14 protein-coding genes are annotated in these 15438 nt (G+C 46.3%); 5 read left to right on the top strand and 9 right to left on the bottom strand.

What is annotated here, in order from left to right:
* Nucleotides 1–32: 32 nt before the first annotated feature.
* The gene (locus UQW94_RS23135; RefSeq protein ID WP_005378733.1) at nt 33–1043 is read left to right on the top strand and encodes an alpha/beta fold hydrolase; all 1011 of its coding nucleotides are present in this window, start codon (nt 33–35) and stop codon (nt 1041–1043) included.
* A gap of 244 nt (nt 1044–1287) precedes the next feature.
* Entirely contained in the window at nt 1288–2112 is an 825-nt protein-coding gene (locus UQW94_RS23130) for a Cof-type HAD-IIB family hydrolase (protein WP_017636084.1), read from the top strand.
* Between the two features lie 50 nt (nt 2113–2162).
* On the opposite strand, the gene UQW94_RS23125 is transcribed toward UQW94_RS23130, so the two are convergent.
* Nucleotides 2163–2633 carry an EVE domain-containing protein gene (locus tag UQW94_RS23125; RefSeq protein ID WP_225474227.1) on the bottom strand — a complete coding sequence of 157 codons (471 nt, stop codon included), beginning with the start codon at nt 2631–2633 and terminating at the stop codon, nt 2163–2165.
* A gap of 47 nt (nt 2634–2680) precedes the next feature.
* Here UQW94_RS23125 and UQW94_RS23120 point away from each other — a divergent pair, with 47 nt between their 5' ends.
* Together UQW94_RS23120 and UQW94_RS23115 are read left to right on the top strand one after the other, a co-directional pair.
* On the top strand, nt 2681–4231 hold the full coding sequence (locus UQW94_RS23120; protein ID WP_054575536.1) for a COG3650 family protein: 1551 nt from the start codon (nt 2681–2683) through the stop codon (nt 4229–4231).
* Nucleotides 4231–4827, top strand: coding sequence for a tRNA-uridine aminocarboxypropyltransferase (locus tag UQW94_RS23115; protein ID WP_322142585.1), 597 nt, complete (start codon nt 4231–4233; stop codon nt 4825–4827). Before UQW94_RS23120 ends, UQW94_RS23115 begins: the two co-directional genes overlap by 1 nt.
* A gap of 83 nt (nt 4828–4910) precedes the next feature.
* Here the strand turns inward: UQW94_RS23115 and UQW94_RS23110 are convergent, their stop codons facing one another.
* From UQW94_RS23110 to lptM, 7 genes are all read right to left on the bottom strand, one after another.
* Entirely contained in the window at nt 4911–7397 is a 2487-nt protein-coding gene (locus tag UQW94_RS23110) for an EAL domain-containing protein (protein ID WP_322142584.1), read from the bottom strand.
* Between the two features lie 138 nt (nt 7398–7535).
* Nucleotides 7536–8252, bottom strand: coding sequence for a 5-amino-6-(5-phospho-D-ribitylamino)uracil phosphatase YigB (yigB, locus tag UQW94_RS23105; RefSeq protein WP_225474275.1), 717 nt, complete (start codon nt 8250–8252; stop codon nt 7536–7538).
* 8 nt (nt 8253–8260) lie between these two features.
* Complete coding sequence (xerC, locus tag UQW94_RS23100; RefSeq protein ID WP_005378742.1) at nt 8261–9193, bottom strand: tyrosine recombinase XerC; 933 nt, start codon at nt 9191–9193, stop codon at nt 8261–8263.
* A complete protein-coding gene (locus tag UQW94_RS23095; RefSeq protein WP_017636089.1) occupies nt 9159–9890 on the bottom strand; it encodes a DUF484 family protein in 732 nt (243 codons plus the stop codon). Before UQW94_RS23095 ends, xerC begins: the two co-directional genes overlap by 35 nt.
* The gene (gene dapF, locus UQW94_RS23090) at nt 9884–10714 is read right to left on the bottom strand and encodes a diaminopimelate epimerase (RefSeq protein ID WP_225474273.1); all 831 of its coding nucleotides are present in this window, start codon (nt 10712–10714) and stop codon (nt 9884–9886) included. Before dapF ends, UQW94_RS23095 begins: the two co-directional genes overlap by 7 nt.
* A 10-nt stretch (nt 10715–10724) precedes the next feature.
* Nucleotides 10725–11978 carry a diaminopimelate decarboxylase gene (gene lysA / locus UQW94_RS23085; protein WP_033907276.1) on the bottom strand — a complete coding sequence of 418 codons (1254 nt, stop codon included), beginning with the start codon at nt 11976–11978 and terminating at the stop codon, nt 10725–10727.
* Between the two features lie 61 nt (nt 11979–12039).
* Entirely contained in the window at nt 12040–12156 is a 117-nt protein-coding gene (lptM, locus tag UQW94_RS23525; protein WP_005378746.1) for an LPS translocon maturation chaperone LptM, read from the bottom strand.
* Between the two features lie 74 nt (nt 12157–12230).
* Here lptM and cyaY point away from each other — a divergent pair, with 74 nt between their 5' ends.
* Nucleotides 12231–12545: an iron donor protein CyaY gene (gene cyaY, locus UQW94_RS23075; RefSeq protein WP_225474272.1), complete on the top strand. Its 315-nt coding sequence runs from the start codon at nt 12231–12233 to the stop codon at nt 12543–12545.
* Between the two features lie 69 nt (nt 12546–12614).
* Here cyaY and UQW94_RS23070 read toward each other — a convergent pair whose 3' ends face one another.
* Nucleotides 12615–15143 (bottom strand): class I adenylate cyclase, encoded by a 2529-nt coding sequence (locus UQW94_RS23070; protein ID WP_322142583.1) that lies wholly within the window; start codon nt 15141–15143, stop codon nt 12615–12617.
* Between the last annotated feature and the right edge of the window lie 295 nt (nt 15144–15438).

The following is a 15438-nucleotide window of genomic DNA, read 5'->3' as shown; positions in this document are numbered from 1 at the left end:
GCGTAAACAACGTATCTTCAGGTAATCAACTAATGGCGACTAACCATTCACCTTTGACTTATACTCAAGAGACATTATTTGAGCAAGCAATTGGTGGTCCGATCGCAGCACTTTGGCAAACTCGCCAAGAGGGCTTTGTTAAAGGGACTGAGAAAAAGAACATTTACTGGTGCAAGCTAACCAACCCAGAGCATAAAAAAGCCGTGCTCATCGTAAATGGACGCATTGAGTCTTCCTGGAAATACCAAGAGCTGTTTTACGATCTCTACCGCCAAGGTTTCGATGTCTATTCCTTTGACCACCGCGGACAAGGTTTATCAGATCGTTTATTATCTGACTCAGATATGGGTCACGTCTATGACTTTACTGATTATATTGATGATATGGACATCGTCGTAAAAAAACACGACCTTAGCGAATATCAACAATGCTTCATCATCGCGCACTCTATGGGCGGCGCGATCGCGACACGTTACCTGCAAACTCACCCAGAACACCCTTTTACTGGTTTGATTCTAAGTGCGCCCATGTTTGGCATTAACCTGCCATGGTACCTATCACCAATAGCGATTCCGGTCACACAAATTATGTCAGCGGTATCAACTTTGCCACGCTATGCACCAGGACATCAGGCCTACTTCCCTAAGCCCTTTGAAGATAACCCACTTAGCCAAAGTTACGGCCGCTACCAATGGTTCCGAAACCTATATACGGAAAAACCGGAACTGCAAGTCGGTGGGCCAAGCACTCGCTGGGTTTGGCAAGGGCTCATGGCCGCTAAGCAGTGCTTTTTATTAACTCGCCAAGTCAAAATACCAGTCATCCTAATCCAAGCCGGAAACGATCGGATTGTTAGCAATCTCGCGCAAAAGCGTTTTATTGATAAATTGCGGAAAACCAACCCGCACGCGGAGCTGCTTTCTATCGAAGGCGCACAGCATGAAATCTTGTTCGAGACCGACAAGTATCGTAATCAAGCGCTCGATGCGATTTTCCGCTTTATGAATGACCCTAAATCGCCATCAAACGAACAAGCACAATAAGAACTCTAGGCGACCATTTCACGACTAAGATTAAAGAGGAAATGTCTACACATCGATTTACCCTCTTTTTCATCCTCATTTTGGCGTACACTGCTTGAACTTGGCTACTTTGACACAGTGTTTAACCGCATAGTGCTACGAGCCCAAGTTCCCCCGCATTCGGAGCAGTACGATCTAGTCAGTCTGCTGTACTCCGTTTGCAATTCACCTGTTCCACACTATCCAAACCGTTTACGAGGACTTCATGAGCACATCGCTACCTTGCAAAGAGATCACCAAAATCGTTGCCTCTGATCTGGATGGCACGTTACTCGCACCAAACCATCAGCTCAGTGCTTACTCAAAAGAGACGCTAAAAGCGCTGCATGAAAAGGGTTATACCTTTGTCTTTGCAACCGGCCGTCACCACGTAGACGTTGCGAGCATCCGTCGCCAAGTTGGCATTCCAGCTTATATGATCACGTCGAATGGTGCCCGAGTGCATGACCAGGAAGATCAGCTAATGTACAGCGAGAATGTCCCTGCGGAACTGGTACAAGGCGTGATCGACACGATCAAACATGATCAAGAAATACTTATTCACATGTATCAAAATGATAGCTGGTTGATGAACAAGGATGATGAAACGTTACGTGACTTCCACGATGAATTCACTTACGTCTTATTTGATGAAGACCACGCCCCAACTGACGGTATTGCGAAAGTTTTCTTCACGCATCCAGGAGAAGACCACGAACGTTTGGTCGTATTTGAAAACAAACTACGTGAGCAGTTTGGTGATAAGCTGAACATCGCATTTTCAACGCCTTGGTGTTTGGAAGTAATGAGCGCTGGCGTGTCTAAAGGTCATGCTCTTGAAGCGGTAGCGAAAAAACTCGACCTCACGTTAGAAAACTGCGTAGCATTTGGTGATGGCATGAATGACGTAGAAATGCTGTCGATGGCAGGTAAAGGGCTAGTTATGGGTACATCACACGAAAAAGTGATGAAAGCTCTACCAAATAATGAAGTAATTGGCAGCAATGCAGAAGATGCGGTTGCACACTACCTACAAGAACACTTGCTGTAAGCTTCAATACTCCAAATAATGAAGGGCTGCACATTCGCAGCCCTTCTCTTTTATCGCTGACTTGGCAGCTTCTCTTTGCCAAGAATCGCGTCCCATTCTTCTTCTGCCACGGGCATAATCGACAAGCGATTTCCACGTTTCACCAACGGCATGTTCTCAAGTTCTGGCATCGCTTTCATCACCGACAACGGAATCACTCGCGCCGTTTTACGTACAAACTCTACATCCACCATAATCCAACGCGGGTTGTCTGGGTCTGACTTTGGATCGTAATAATCGCTTTCGGGATCGAATTGGAAATGATCGGGATAGGCTTCTCTCACAACTTTAGCAATACCTGCCACGCCAACATGTTTACAAGAAGAGTGGTAAATCAGGACTAAATCGCCCACCTTCACTTGGTCACGCATCATATTGCGCGCCTGATAATTACGAACTCCCTCCCAACATGAAACCTTTTGGGTTCGAAGCGTGTCAATAGAAAAGGTATCTGGTTCAGTTTTAAATAACCAATATGCCATAATGCCATCCGATGCCGATTGAGTAACAATAATGAGGAAGATATAACATGAAGGCTTTGAAAAACCCAGTGGCGCTTGCCACCCTGCTGGTTCTGCAAGCATGTAGTTCACAGCCGCCACAATCTGGTGCCGCTGACCCAACCTCTCCACCTGCAACCTTAGATAAGCCTGAAACCATTCAACCTCAAACTTTTATGCTGCGCGGAAAAGTGATCGTCGGTCACGAGAGCCAATACATCATGCCTTGTGGCAGCGACAAGCAATATTGGTTGCAACTGTCACCACAGCAAATGCAACGAGCAATTCAGTTAAATAACGAGCCTTACCAGACCATGTATGGCGAGGTTATCGGCCATCTCAACCCACCGGGCATCGATGGGTTTTCTGCTGATTTCGATGCTAACTTTGTCGTGGAACAAGTGAACTTCCTCACAACGGAAAATCCAAACCGTTGTCAGCAACCAAACAAACCAACTCGCGTGTTTGGTAATGAGCCTTCTTGGTCGGCAAGCTTTGAGGCTAATGGACTAACATTCCAGCAAATCGGCAAACAAACCACAAAATTAGCGATTAAAAGCAGTCAGCTTCAACCTCGCCAGCGCACTTATCAACTACAAGATGGTGAGCTTCGCTTAACAGAAAACCTCTGCTCAGACACAATGAGCGATTCTTTGTATGGCTGGAAAGCAACACTAAAACATGATGGCGAGACGTATCAAGGTTGTGGTATGGCTGCAAACGTCGATGCAACGCTTGGTTGGGCTAATACCTATGTCGCGACCTCAACTCAATCACAAGGTTTTGAAGTACAAATGACCTTAAACCCAGACCACAGCGCCACAACAAAATACCGTTACGCCAATGGACAAGCACCATTAATCGAGCGTGGTTACTGGCAACAGTTAAGTCCGTCTCAGGTTCAAGTTGTCATGACGCATCATCAACAGCAAAGGCTAATGTCAGAGCGACTGTTTACTCGAGAAGGCAATCAGCTCAAAGCGACCAAAGAAAAAGTCGGTAACTTAGTATACCCAATCGCCGATGGTGGTTTAGTCCTTTATCCTGCCACCGTTCGTGATGAAGGCATCATGCAACCAGCCGAAAAACGCACCAACAACCCCATCGGTAGTGCTGACGTCCCTTCTAGTGCAGAGTTTGATTCAAAAGTAGATGCCGCGGTGCGCAACTACTTCTTTATCCATCAAACCAACCCCAACAATAACCAATACCGTTGGCTAACTTACGACCTCAACAGCGATGGTAACGAAGAGCTATTGGTACAGTTGGATTGGTGTGGTTCCGGTGGCTGTACATTGCTAATATTTGAACATCACGAAAAGGAATGGCGCTTTAATAGCCGCATTACACTAGTGCAAAGCCCGATTATGCTCGGCCAACAAACCTCTCATGGTTGGCGAGATCTGATTTTTAATGTCAGCGGTGGCGGAGCTAAAGCGGCTCAACATGTGATGCAATACACTGGGGTTAGCTACCCACTCAACCCAAGCATGGCGCCAACGGCAACGCCGAACCAAGTCAGTGGCGTGCGTCTGTTCTCTGATGGGATAAGCCCGGTGCGAGAAGGAGTTCGTCTGTAATGTCACAACCGTGTCCAACCTGCGGTTTTCAATTCAATTGTATGTGCTCGCTAATGCCGAAACTTAACAGTGAGCACAACATCCTGCTGTTAATGCATCCGAATGAACTGAAGCGTGATACTAATACCGGCCAGCTACTAGAGCAGTGCCAACTCAGCATTGAGCGAGTAATCTGGGATCGCAAACAGCCACCAGCAGAATTACTCTCTCTATTAGCTGATCCGTCGCGGTATCCGGTGTTGCTCTTCCCCTGTGAAGAAAGTATCACACTCGAAGATGTGGTACTCCAAAGCCAGCAACAAACCAAAACTCCGCTGTTTATTATTTTGGATGCCACCTGGCAAGAGGCGCGCAAGATGATCAATAAGAGCCGTTGGTTAGAAGGTATCCCTGCTATGGGATTGTCTGCGTCGGCGGACTCACAATATCAGCTGCGACGCAACCAACAACAAGGCAATTTGTGCACGTTTGAAGTCGTTGCACATCTGCTCGGGCAACTTGGAGAACAAAACAACCAACAACAAATGCAGCGCTTTTTTGCCCATTACCTATCTCTGTTTCAAGCTGAAAAGAGTGGACACGCTCTTAAGCGTTAAACATTAAACTCAGTAGAAGAACCAAACAAAAAACGCAGCCTACGCTGCGTTTTTTACGACAAGAAGTTTCACGTGAAACATCATTAAAACAGTCGAGTCGGCTCGCCAAGATAGTAACCCTGCAAATAATCCACCCCCATGTCTTGTGCAATGGTGCACACCTCCTGATTGTGGACGAACTCCGCCACCGTCTCCGCGTTAAACACCTGGCACAAACGCACCAACTGGGAAGCGATCTTGCGCTGTTTTAAGTCTTTATCAATATCACGAATCAAGCTGCCATCGAGCTTTATGACTTCTGGCTCCAACTTCAGGATTTCATCGATATTCGAATAGCCGGACCCAAAGTCATCAACAATGATACGCGCCCCTAAGCTTCTAAAATGACTGCACACTTCTATCATTCGGCCGTAGTCTTTGATCTGCTCAGATTCCAGCACTTCTAAACCAATTCGCCTTGGGTCATTTAGCTGGCTAATTTCATGCTCTAAAAGCATTAAAGTTTTATCACTGAGCAAATCTTGCGGCGATAAGTTTATAGAAAAGTCACCTTGCTTATCTCGCATATAATGCAACGTAGAATGAATCATGTGCCGACTTAGTCGAGTGTAAAGATGCGTATCAGAGATAATTGGCAGAAAACGCCCTGGCGCAATCACCGTTCCATCGGCTTCCAGAATACGAACCAAACATTCTTGGCTTGCCAATTTGTGGCTACCCGCATGCACAATAGGTTGGCTATAAGTGATGATATTCTGTTTGAGAATGGCTCTACTGACGCAACTTAGCCATCCAAGTTGCTCTTTACGCACATCCTCACTGACTTCAATATCTTTCGCATTACAGATATGGGTATTACTGCGTACACCAGAGCGCCTCGCTTCGATGCCTTTGAGTAAGAGCTCATCCACTGAAGCGGATGGAAAGTCTCGACGACTCACTAAGCCGCCGCATAGCGAGATAGAAAGATAATCTATTTCACGTAGGCCAATTGGCTCAAAATTAGTTTGTTCTACCGCATCAGCAAAACGCGTAAAGTGCTGTTTGATGGTTTCGCTGCTTTGGTCAGCTTTAAATATGAATGCCCACTCACCAACCCCAATACTATAAAGCTGCAAAGCCGTTGGCATGCCGAAACGCTTTCGTAGTCGATTCGTAAAGTGCATTGAGAGATCTTTGAGTAATTGATCTCCCACTCGGTAGCCATATTTTTCGTTGATATGACTAAAGTTAAGTAGCTTTAGAGTCAACAAATGCTCATCCAAATCGATGTTACTCAGCCGCTCTTGCAATGCGACCCGGTTTTGTAATCCCGTGCGACTGTCGCGTCGATAGCTTTCTTGTAACTTGCGCGTTTGGCGATCGAGTTGATATCCCATATGCGCGTTCATATGGTTGAGATCGCCGATCGCATTTCGAATCAAGCTAAACAACGGTGAAATAGAGGAGCTAACGGGCGACTTAGGCAAGTTCAATGTTTGCACTTCGTCTCCCTCTCGCATCGCTAAATACGTCAGGCTGTGATGAAGAATTTCGGGCTGACCAATACCACCATGCAGTTCCCCCATACAGTAACTACCAAACGTCGTCGCAATATCTTTGAAGGCTTGGACTTCGTCGCTGCTGTCAATAAAGTCTAACCGTGACGCGCAGTTAAAAATCATCACGACTTCAGGTTGGTGCATGGCTAACTCAACCACACCATGCCGCACTTGCTCGAGCGTTAACGAGGGATGGTTATAGCAAAATTGCACTTCGTCACCAAGACACCAGGGCCTGTCGAAGCTCATACTGCCATCAGCGTGCAGCTCCGTTACCGTACAAACTTCCTTTCGCCCTAAGCTTTCTCGATACAAAGGAAAGCTGAGCAGTTGACTCAGCGTCACGTCATGGCCATCCGCCAAGTAACGCTTGTATACGTCCAGCGCTTTCTTCTCACCTAAACAATACAAGCGCGTTCCTTTTGCATGAGTGACTTTGTGTGGCATGCCAATCGGGTTCCACTCCGAATACGCATCAGTCCATAGCTTCAAAGTATCACTGTGCAAAGCTACGGCAACCACAGCGTTATCGTAAACTCGGTTTTGATATAGCACCCAGCAGCCATCGTCAATACTCTGCGCCAACCCTCCAGAAATCACTACTTCTTCACTGGCGAAGGTTTGAAACAAGGGATAGTCACGTCGTTCAATTTGCACAGCAAAGCTGAGGATTACCTGTGAATTATGCTGCATTAGAAGAGAGCGCTTGAGCTCCCCGCCATCAATGTCAGGGGAGTAAGAGTATGTTTGTACCGCAGAAGTCAGCGTGGTTTGCTCAAATTCAATCACACTCACTAGGCAACCAGAGGTAAATATCTCCCCTTCCAGAATCACATTACGCGTACTATGCCCCATAACATGAGCATTCGGCAGCGACGACAAAACGGCGTCTGCAAGTGTGGTCGTAATTTCGCGCGATTGCGTCGACAATATTTGTACTAAAAATTGTTTATCTGAGGAAGTCGGAAAAGTGACTAAAAAGTCATTCAGTTGACTGACATCGTGAACCAGTTTTGAAAAAGCTCGCATGGACCTACCACTGCCGTAACACTATCTTCACCACGACGTGTGGCGTTACTATTTTTATTTAATAGAGAATAATTTACGTGGCTTTGCGCTGCTTTTCTAGACACAAAATGAGATTAGAATGGATTAATGCGAAAGCAATTAAAAAAGTGTGAGTAACGGCTGCAAACTATTGATTTCAATATCAGGTAAAGTACGTGTTTTTGAATGGTTAATAACATTTTTATTCATATCATTAAACCAACAGGCTGCAAAACCAGCCAACTTTGCACCATGCACATCCGTGGTTAGATGATCACCGACATGCAGAATATTCTCCGCAGGAATATCCAAGAATCGCTTCGCTTTAGTAAACATATCGGTTGCGGGTTTCGCCAATCCATCTGGTCCTGCTTTAAGTACCTGTTGGAAATAAGGCGCAAGATCGATGCGGTCTAAATCCACATTACCGTTGGTGATTGCTACCAACGGGATGTGCTGCGCGAGTTCCTCCAGTACATCGAGGCTTTGCTGCGGCACTTCAAAACGGTTACGCCAGTCCAACGCAACGTCTACTGCGGCTTTCGCGGCGGCATGTGCTGCGTCTTCGTCGTAGCCTACTTGGGAGAAGGCTTGCTGAAGTTGCACTAAACGCCATAAAGTGACATCGCTCTTCAGCTCGGGTTGTTGCTGCACAACTCGCTGTTTGAGAGCAAACCAATCCGCTTTGTTCATATGAGCAACCGCTGGATGATGGTGCTTGAGCCAAGATAGCAACTCACGCTCCATGCGAACGATCACAGGATAGTTGTCATAGAGGGTATCATCTAGGTCAAAGGTCATTGCCTTAATAGGCTCGATACGGCGATAAAATTTCATACTTCGGCTCACTCCCCGTTCTTTTTGCGTGCGCGTGGGTGGGCTTGGTCGTAGGCTTGCGCCAAATGTTGGAAATCCAAGTGCGTGTAGATTTGGGTCGTCGAAATGTTCTCGTGCCCTAAAAGCTCCTGCACCGCACGTAAGTTATTGCTTGATTCGAGCATATGTGTCGCAAATGAGTGACGCAATTTATGCGGACTAATATGGCTTGCGACAGACTGTTTCTGCCCCCATTCAGCCATGCGCTTTTGCACGCTACGATGCGAAATACGCGTTCCGAGCTTAGATACAAACAAGGCGGGCTCACCTGGAGCGGCTAAATCACCACGAACGCGTAACCACTTCCCAACCCACTCGGTTGCCATCCCAGAGAACGGCACTTTACGTTCTTTATCGCCTTTACCAATAACACGAAGCTCACCACTACGCAGTTGTACGTCACGTACATCCACACCCACCAACTCAGCCAAACGTAAACCGGCGCCGTACATCAGCTCCATCATGGCGCGATCGCGCACAGCCAGCGGGTCGTCCTCGTTGACTTCAAGTAATTGGCTCACTTCGTCAACATCGAGGTTTTTGGGCAACGGGCGTTTTTTACGAGGTGCTGAAACCCCTTTGGCTGGGTTAGCCGACATCTCGCCACGCAGAATAAGGAAATCGAAAAAGCTACGCAGCGATGAGAGGCGCGTTGCCAAACTGCTGGCTTTCATGCCTTCTCGCATGCCCTTACCTGCTAATTGGCGCACCCAACCAGCATCCACTTGAGACCAATCTTTGAGCCCCATTTCAGCTAAGTGCTGCGCCATAGTTTCTAGCTGCTGTTTGTAATTGCGCTGAGTATGTAGGCTAAGCCCCTTTTCGCTTCGTAAGAATTCATAGAAGCGCTCAAGAGGCTTTTGCAGACTATTTGGCAGAGGAGTGTTGGGAGTTGTCGTCATCGTAACTTTGCCATACCAGTGTTTGAGCGAGATGTGCCACTACTAATGATAGGTGACGCAAAAACAAGGTATCCATATCTGGCTGAAAATGGCCGCCATCTTCACTAGAAAAAGCAAGCACGCCCAGTGTTTGCTGTTTCACGAGCGGCAGTACCACATAGGAACCCATTTCCGGCACTTCCATGTTGCCAAACAAAGCTTCACGATCTACTTTGCGAAGACGTCCTAAGTACGCATCTTTGCCATTTAAGTGAGTGGTCGCAAAGCGTTGATAACTTTCCTTACTCAATTGAATCGATGCGTCGCATTGACTAAACAATCGAACAAACGCACGTAAGCCCAATGCTTTGGCTTTATCTTCGATAGAATGAATGACTTGTTTAAAGTCACCACACTTTAGAATCTGCCCCTGCAAATCCATAAATTCGTAAAAGGTGCGATCATTGTTCGCCGCAAGCGACATTAGTGTAGTGATCTCTTCCTCTAACTCTTCAATGCGCTGACGTTGGCGATTCATTTGGATGTGTACCAAAGATACCGCGCCTAAGTCTGAGTGTGGGAAAGATAAACGATCCACAAGCTCCGGACGTTGCACAAAAAAGTCTGGATGATCTTTGAGGTACTCGGCCACTACTTCAGCCGTTAAGGCATCTGCTTCTACTTGAGACAAACCGTTTCCTTTTTCTTCAACTAGCAAGATAATTGACCATCAAATACATGCGTTGTAGGTCCGGTCATAAACAACGGCTTGCCAGGGCCTTGCCATGCAATTCGCAATTCACCACCAGGTAGAGAAACCTTAACGTTTTCATCCAACAAGTCCTGCAGAATCCCAACCGCGACTGCCGCGCATGCACCACTACCACAAGCTTGTGTTTCTCCTGCGCCTCGCTCATAAACTCGAAGACGAATATGGTCACGGCTCACCACCTGCATAAAGCCAGCGTTGACGCGCTCTGGGAAACGCTCATGCGACTCAAGCAGCGGACCGAGAGTTTCCACTTCTGCCGTATCCACATCGTCGACCACGGTCACTACGTGCGGGTTACCCATGCTCACAGCACCACAAAACAAGGTATTGTCGCCTGCTCGCATGATGTAAGTTTTCTCTTTTTGCTTCGCTTTGAAAGGAATTTTGTTCGGTTCAAACTCTGGCACGCCCATGTTGACCGTCACTTCCCCATCATCTTCGATGTTGAGAATCATCTTTCCTTTCTTGGTGCTCACGCTGATGCTGTATTTATTGGTCAGCCCCTTCAAACGAACAAAGCGGGCAAAACAGCGTGCACCGTTACCACACTGTTCAACTTCACTACCATCGGCATTAAAAATCCGATAATGGAAGTCGGTTTCAGGGTCGTAAGGGGCCTCTACCACAAGCAATTGGTCAAAACCAACGCCAGTATGACGATCCGCCAAGCGGCGGATCAGGTCTTGCGAGAAAAACACGTTCTGGGTAATACAGTCGACGACCATGAAGTCGTTGCCCAAACCGTGCATTTTGGAAAAGTGGAAATGCATTTGTTGTGTGTTACTCCGGTAGAATCTGTTCCAGCTGCCACAAACTGGTCAGCTCCTCACGCTGGCGAACTAAGTGGCTTTGTTTACCGTCCACCATCACTTCTGCCGCTCGGGTACGAGTATTGTAGTTCGAAGACATCACAAAACCATAGGCACCTGCTGAACGAACCGCGAGTAGATCACCTTCTTGCAAAACGAGTGCGCGATCTTTACCCAAGAAGTCGCCGGTTTCACAAATAGGACCAACCAAGTCGTAAGTCTGAGCTTCACCCTTTCGCGGTGAAACTGGCACAATATCTTGCCATGCTTGGTATAGCGCAGGACGCATCAAGTCGTTCATTGCAGCGTCGATAATCGCAAAGTTTTTATGCTCAGTATGTTTTAAAAACTCAACACGCGTTAGCAAGATACCTGCGTTCGCAGCAATTGCACGGCCTGGCTCAAAGATCAGCTCCAAGTCTTGGTGATTTTCAAGACGGCCTAGTAACGCTTTGGCGTAATCAGAAGGCTGAGGTGGTAATTCATCACGATAGACCACACCCAAACCGCCGCCGACATCAAGGTGACGAATGTTAATGCCTTGTGCTTTTAAATCATCAATCAGAGCTAATAAACGGTCTGTCGCGTCGATAAATGGGTCTATATTGGTCAGCTGAGAACCAATGTGGCAGTCGATGCCTTGCACATTCAAGTTCGGCAGGCTTTGCGCGAATTTATAAACATCTGGCGCACGATCAAACGCAATGCCGAATTTATTATCGCGAAGACCAGTCGAAATGTAAGGGTGTGTTTTCGCGTCGACATCTGGATTGATACGAAGAGAAATTGGTGCAATCACACCAAGCTCACCCGCAACCTTGTTCAAACGTTCTAGCTCTGGCTCAGATTCAACGTTGAAACATTTGATACCTAGCTCAAGAGCGCGCTTCATCTCTGCCGATGTTTTACCAACACCAGAGAAAACGACTTTTTTCGGATCACCGCCTGCGGCAATCACACGCTCAAGTTCACCACCCGACACGATGTCAAAACCCGATCCCAAACGCGCTAGCGTGTTCAATACGCCTAAGTTTGAGTTGGCTTTCACCGCGTAGCAAACTAGGTGAGGATGCTGACCCACAGCACTATCAAACGCCTTCCAATGGCGCTCTAGCGTGGCTCGAGAATATACGTAAAGAGGAGTGCCATATTGCTCTGCAAGAGCTTGAAGTGGGACGTCTTCGGCCCAAAGCTGGCCATCATCCTGATAGTTGAAGTAATCCAAAATTCGCTTCCCTTATTTTATTCGACTGCTGAACCCTAATTTCACCCTAAGGTGCGGTTATTTATTGTGATTGCTCATTCTGTTGAGTGTCATCTGGAATGTATAGTGAGCCAGACTGACCACACCCCGCTAAGGTCGCGGCAACCATCACAAACAACACAGTAACTAATTTTTTCATTTCGCATATCGTGATTATTGAATCAATGCCCCCTATAATCGCACCACACTCAGGAAAAGCAATAGGATAGACGGATGAACGATACTGAATTTCATCAACTGGTGGATGCGCAGATGCAAATCATCGAAGAATCCATCGATGATTCAGGCGCAGACATTGATTACGAAGTCACTGGCAACGTAATGACATTGGAATTTGAAGACCGCAGCCAAATCATCATTAATCGCCAAGAGCCGATGCATGAGATCTGGCTAGCGTCCAAATCTGGTGGTTTCCACTTCAAACTTATTGAAGGTCAATGGACCTGCTCAAAAACGGGTATGGAGCTATTTGAAATGGTGAAGCAAGAATGTGAAAAGCACGCGGGCGAAGCCATTGATTGGGCATAATTCTGGTCAATCGTCACCAAAACAAAAAGAGCACCGAAGTGCTCTTTTTGTTTATTGATACGGGTTTAATTACGCGTTCACAGTTTTGGTCGGGCGACTCGGTGAACAACCGTCATTACGGTAAGGAATGATATACGCATTCCCCTCTTCAGGGTGAATAATTTGATAGTACTGAGGCAGGTTAAAGTTAATAAACTTAGACGCGACGCGACTATCGTCTTTTACCGACGTGTAGAAGCTGTTTACAGACGAAATCATTTCATCTTTAGAGCCGCTAAATTGGTGATACACTTCCACTTGATTTGACTCATCCAACACATAAATATTGAAGCCATCTTCGTTATCTTCAAAGAAGAACTGCACCAGACCTTCACTGGCAAACCCATCCACCGCTTCAGGCATTTGATATTCTTGCTCACGATCGAGCATTAATAGCGGCGAGCCTTTGAGTTTGTTAGTGGAAATGCTGCGGTAGAAATCGATGGAATTTTCTAGCTTCTGCACCGACACACCACGACGTTCAAAGAACAACCCATAAGTCTGGTTACCAAGACGCATCGCTTTAAAGCGGCGGCGTTTCTCTTGCTCTACTGGTTTCAAGCGTAAGTCGATACATTCAGCTAAAAGCTGGTAAACCATATTACGCATCACACCACGCATGTTCTTCGCATAGCAGAACACATCCACTGATTCTGGTGGCAACGCATCTTGGTGCATTTTGCCCAAAATGGTTTTCAGTGCATCCAGCATCGCCGTTTCCCCTTTGAAATGCAGCGTACGCACTTCATGCCAAGAGTTACGGTAAACAAGGTCAACACTGCCGACTAAATTTTTATGTTCTGGACCAAAGCTAAAAATATCGGTGTTCTTAACATCCACTTTCAACGAACGACCAGAAAGTTCAGACGTCGGATCATTTTCAAAGTTGATGAACATCGCAAGCTGGCTTATTTCACAAGGACTCGCTAGCGCCTGCATAGATGGACGACGCTTACGCAACGCAAAAGTATTTCGTAAGTCACTCACCATTTGGTAAAACTTATCAATATCTAGCTGCGCTTCACGTACCACGGCATGTAAACGAGTCGATTCAGTGATCAAGCCATTGAAGAATGCCCAAGCAACCAACTTACTCAAGTATTCATGATGTTCTAAGTATGGCTGCCCCAAAATGCGGTGCGCAATAAGTGGTTGTTTATAGAGGTACCAACCAGACTTGTTCACTCCCCCTTTTTTCACTTCGATAAAGCTCAAGTCAGGCTCGTGCAGATCAGGTGAAATCTGTGGGTTTAGTAACGTTACTTTGCCCGGCAATACTTCAAAAGCAGCGTAGAGTTTACGGGCCAAAATACTGATGTCTTGCGGACTGATAGCAGAAGTGATGTCGTTACGACGCGCAAATTGAATCAAGTTACGGTAGCTTTGCATCAACGCATCCAGCAATGCATGATGTACCACCTTTACTTGTTCAACCTTCCAATTACGGCGGTCATCGAGCTCTGCAACGACACTGGAATCCCAATTCCATTTTGCAATCATATCGCTCAGTGCTTCACGACGCCAAGCTACTGAGCCAACATTCGGCTCACGAGATAGTTTTTCATGGGTTTTGAGATAGAAACAGCGACGCACTAAATCCAAACGTGTATCGTCTTGAATTCGCTCTAAGTAACGGGTTACTTTTTCCAACATTAAGTAGTACGCATCCATGCCATAGAGATCAGGCTCATGGGCAAAGAAACGACGTTTAGTGTCGATACTTAACAATTGAGTATGCGGGTATTCCCACGAGTAAGCTTCTAGCAAGATGGCTTTTAATACCGATTTGTAGGGAGAGTCGATGCTTTTGTATAACTGCCACAAGTTCGAGCCGAAGTATTCTTCAGCAGGAATGCAGTTCAATTTACCAAAGTCGATCCATTCACTACAGTCGATGTAACCATCACTGCAAAGTTGAGAAACGTACTCGTCGTAACACTCTTCCATTTCTGGCGGCACGATTTGCCATAACAAACGCTGTCCGGCAATGCGCACCGCACTACGATAGAATTCATCTAGCAAAAGTAAGTGCTGAGATGAACCACAGTTATCACCTGTCATCTCCTCAGAATGATTGCTTCTAAAGCGCTCTTTATCCATTAAGAAAAAGTTCGCTTCCACGCCTTTGCTTTGTGCCCAATCCGTGATGAGTAGGCATTTATTGGTCAATAACTCGCGTTCGTCACAACCCATCTCTGGAGAAATACACACCCAAATATCCAAATCACTGGAAGTACTTTGACCAATCGAGGAGGTACTGCCCATGGTGTACAAACCCAATATAGCGGGCTTTTCTACCGTCTTGAGCGGCTGACCAATGGCAAGTTGAATATCATCTATGAATTGTTGCTGAATGCTATTTAGTTCAAGCCCATGCACACCAAACGGGACATCGGCATCATAATAGCCAGGAATTACAGGATGGTTGTAGTTCAACAAGGCAGGAATCAAATGGAAGACTTGCTGGCTTTGCGAATCCATAAGCGCCAGCGCGCGATCAACTCGCTGCTGATTCAAATTATCTAGTCGCTGGATGATTTTTTGGGTGTAAGCCTGCAAGGGGAATTCCTTGGTTGAACAATCACGAAAATCTGCTGACGTTTTAAACCAAAATGGCTTAAAAACGTGATCAATTTAACACTTTTATTGGTGCGGGTAAAGCTTCACGCCCGCGTATCACTCTGGATACAAAACCATACTTTAGTCACAAAATTAATCGCGCGGTAGTGTCGCTCTTATTACCTATTACTAATAATAGTCCTTAGCCTAATTGAGAATCCAGTCACACTATTTTCATAACGTCATGTAATTCCATTCATAGCCTTCAGAGATAACGAACTAACAGTAAGCATTT

Origin of the sequence: Vibrio sp. PBL-C16, from assembly GCF_034321865.1 — a bacterium.
Classification (GTDB): Bacteria; Pseudomonadota; Gammaproteobacteria; order Enterobacterales; family Vibrionaceae; genus Vibrio; species Vibrio alginolyticus.
This window is presented reverse-complemented; position numbering and strand designations above follow the sequence as displayed.

Coding starts and splice junctions, on each gene's coding strand:
- xerC (WP_005378742.1), bottom strand. CDS start 9,193: ATGACGACAACTCCCAACACTCCTCTGCCAAATAGTCTGCAAAAGCCT.
- UQW94_RS23110 (WP_322142584.1), bottom strand. CDS start 7,397: ATGCGAGCTTTTTCAAAACTGGTTCACGATGTCAGTCAACTGAATGAC.
- lptM (WP_005378746.1), bottom strand. CDS start 12,156: ATGAAAAAATTAGTTACTGTGTTGTTTGTGATGGTTGCCGCGACCTTA.
- UQW94_RS23135 (WP_005378733.1), top strand. CDS start 33: ATGGCGACTAACCATTCACCTTTGACTTATACTCAAGAGACATTATTT.
- UQW94_RS23115 (WP_322142585.1), top strand. CDS start 4,231: ATGTCACAACCGTGTCCAACCTGCGGTTTTCAATTCAATTGTATGTGC.
- UQW94_RS23125 (WP_225474227.1), bottom strand. CDS start 2,633: ATGGCATATTGGTTATTTAAAACTGAACCAGATACCTTTTCTATTGAC.
- yigB (WP_225474275.1), bottom strand. CDS start 8,252: ATGAAATTTTATCGCCGTATCGAGCCTATTAAGGCAATGACCTTTGAC.
- cyaY (WP_225474272.1), top strand. CDS start 12,231: ATGAACGATACTGAATTTCATCAACTGGTGGATGCGCAGATGCAAATC.
- UQW94_RS23120 (WP_054575536.1), top strand. CDS start 2,681: ATGAAGGCTTTGAAAAACCCAGTGGCGCTTGCCACCCTGCTGGTTCTG.
- UQW94_RS23130 (WP_017636084.1), top strand. CDS start 1,288: ATGAGCACATCGCTACCTTGCAAAGAGATCACCAAAATCGTTGCCTCT.
- dapF (WP_225474273.1), bottom strand. CDS start 10,714: ATGCATTTCCACTTTTCCAAAATGCACGGTTTGGGCAACGACTTCATG.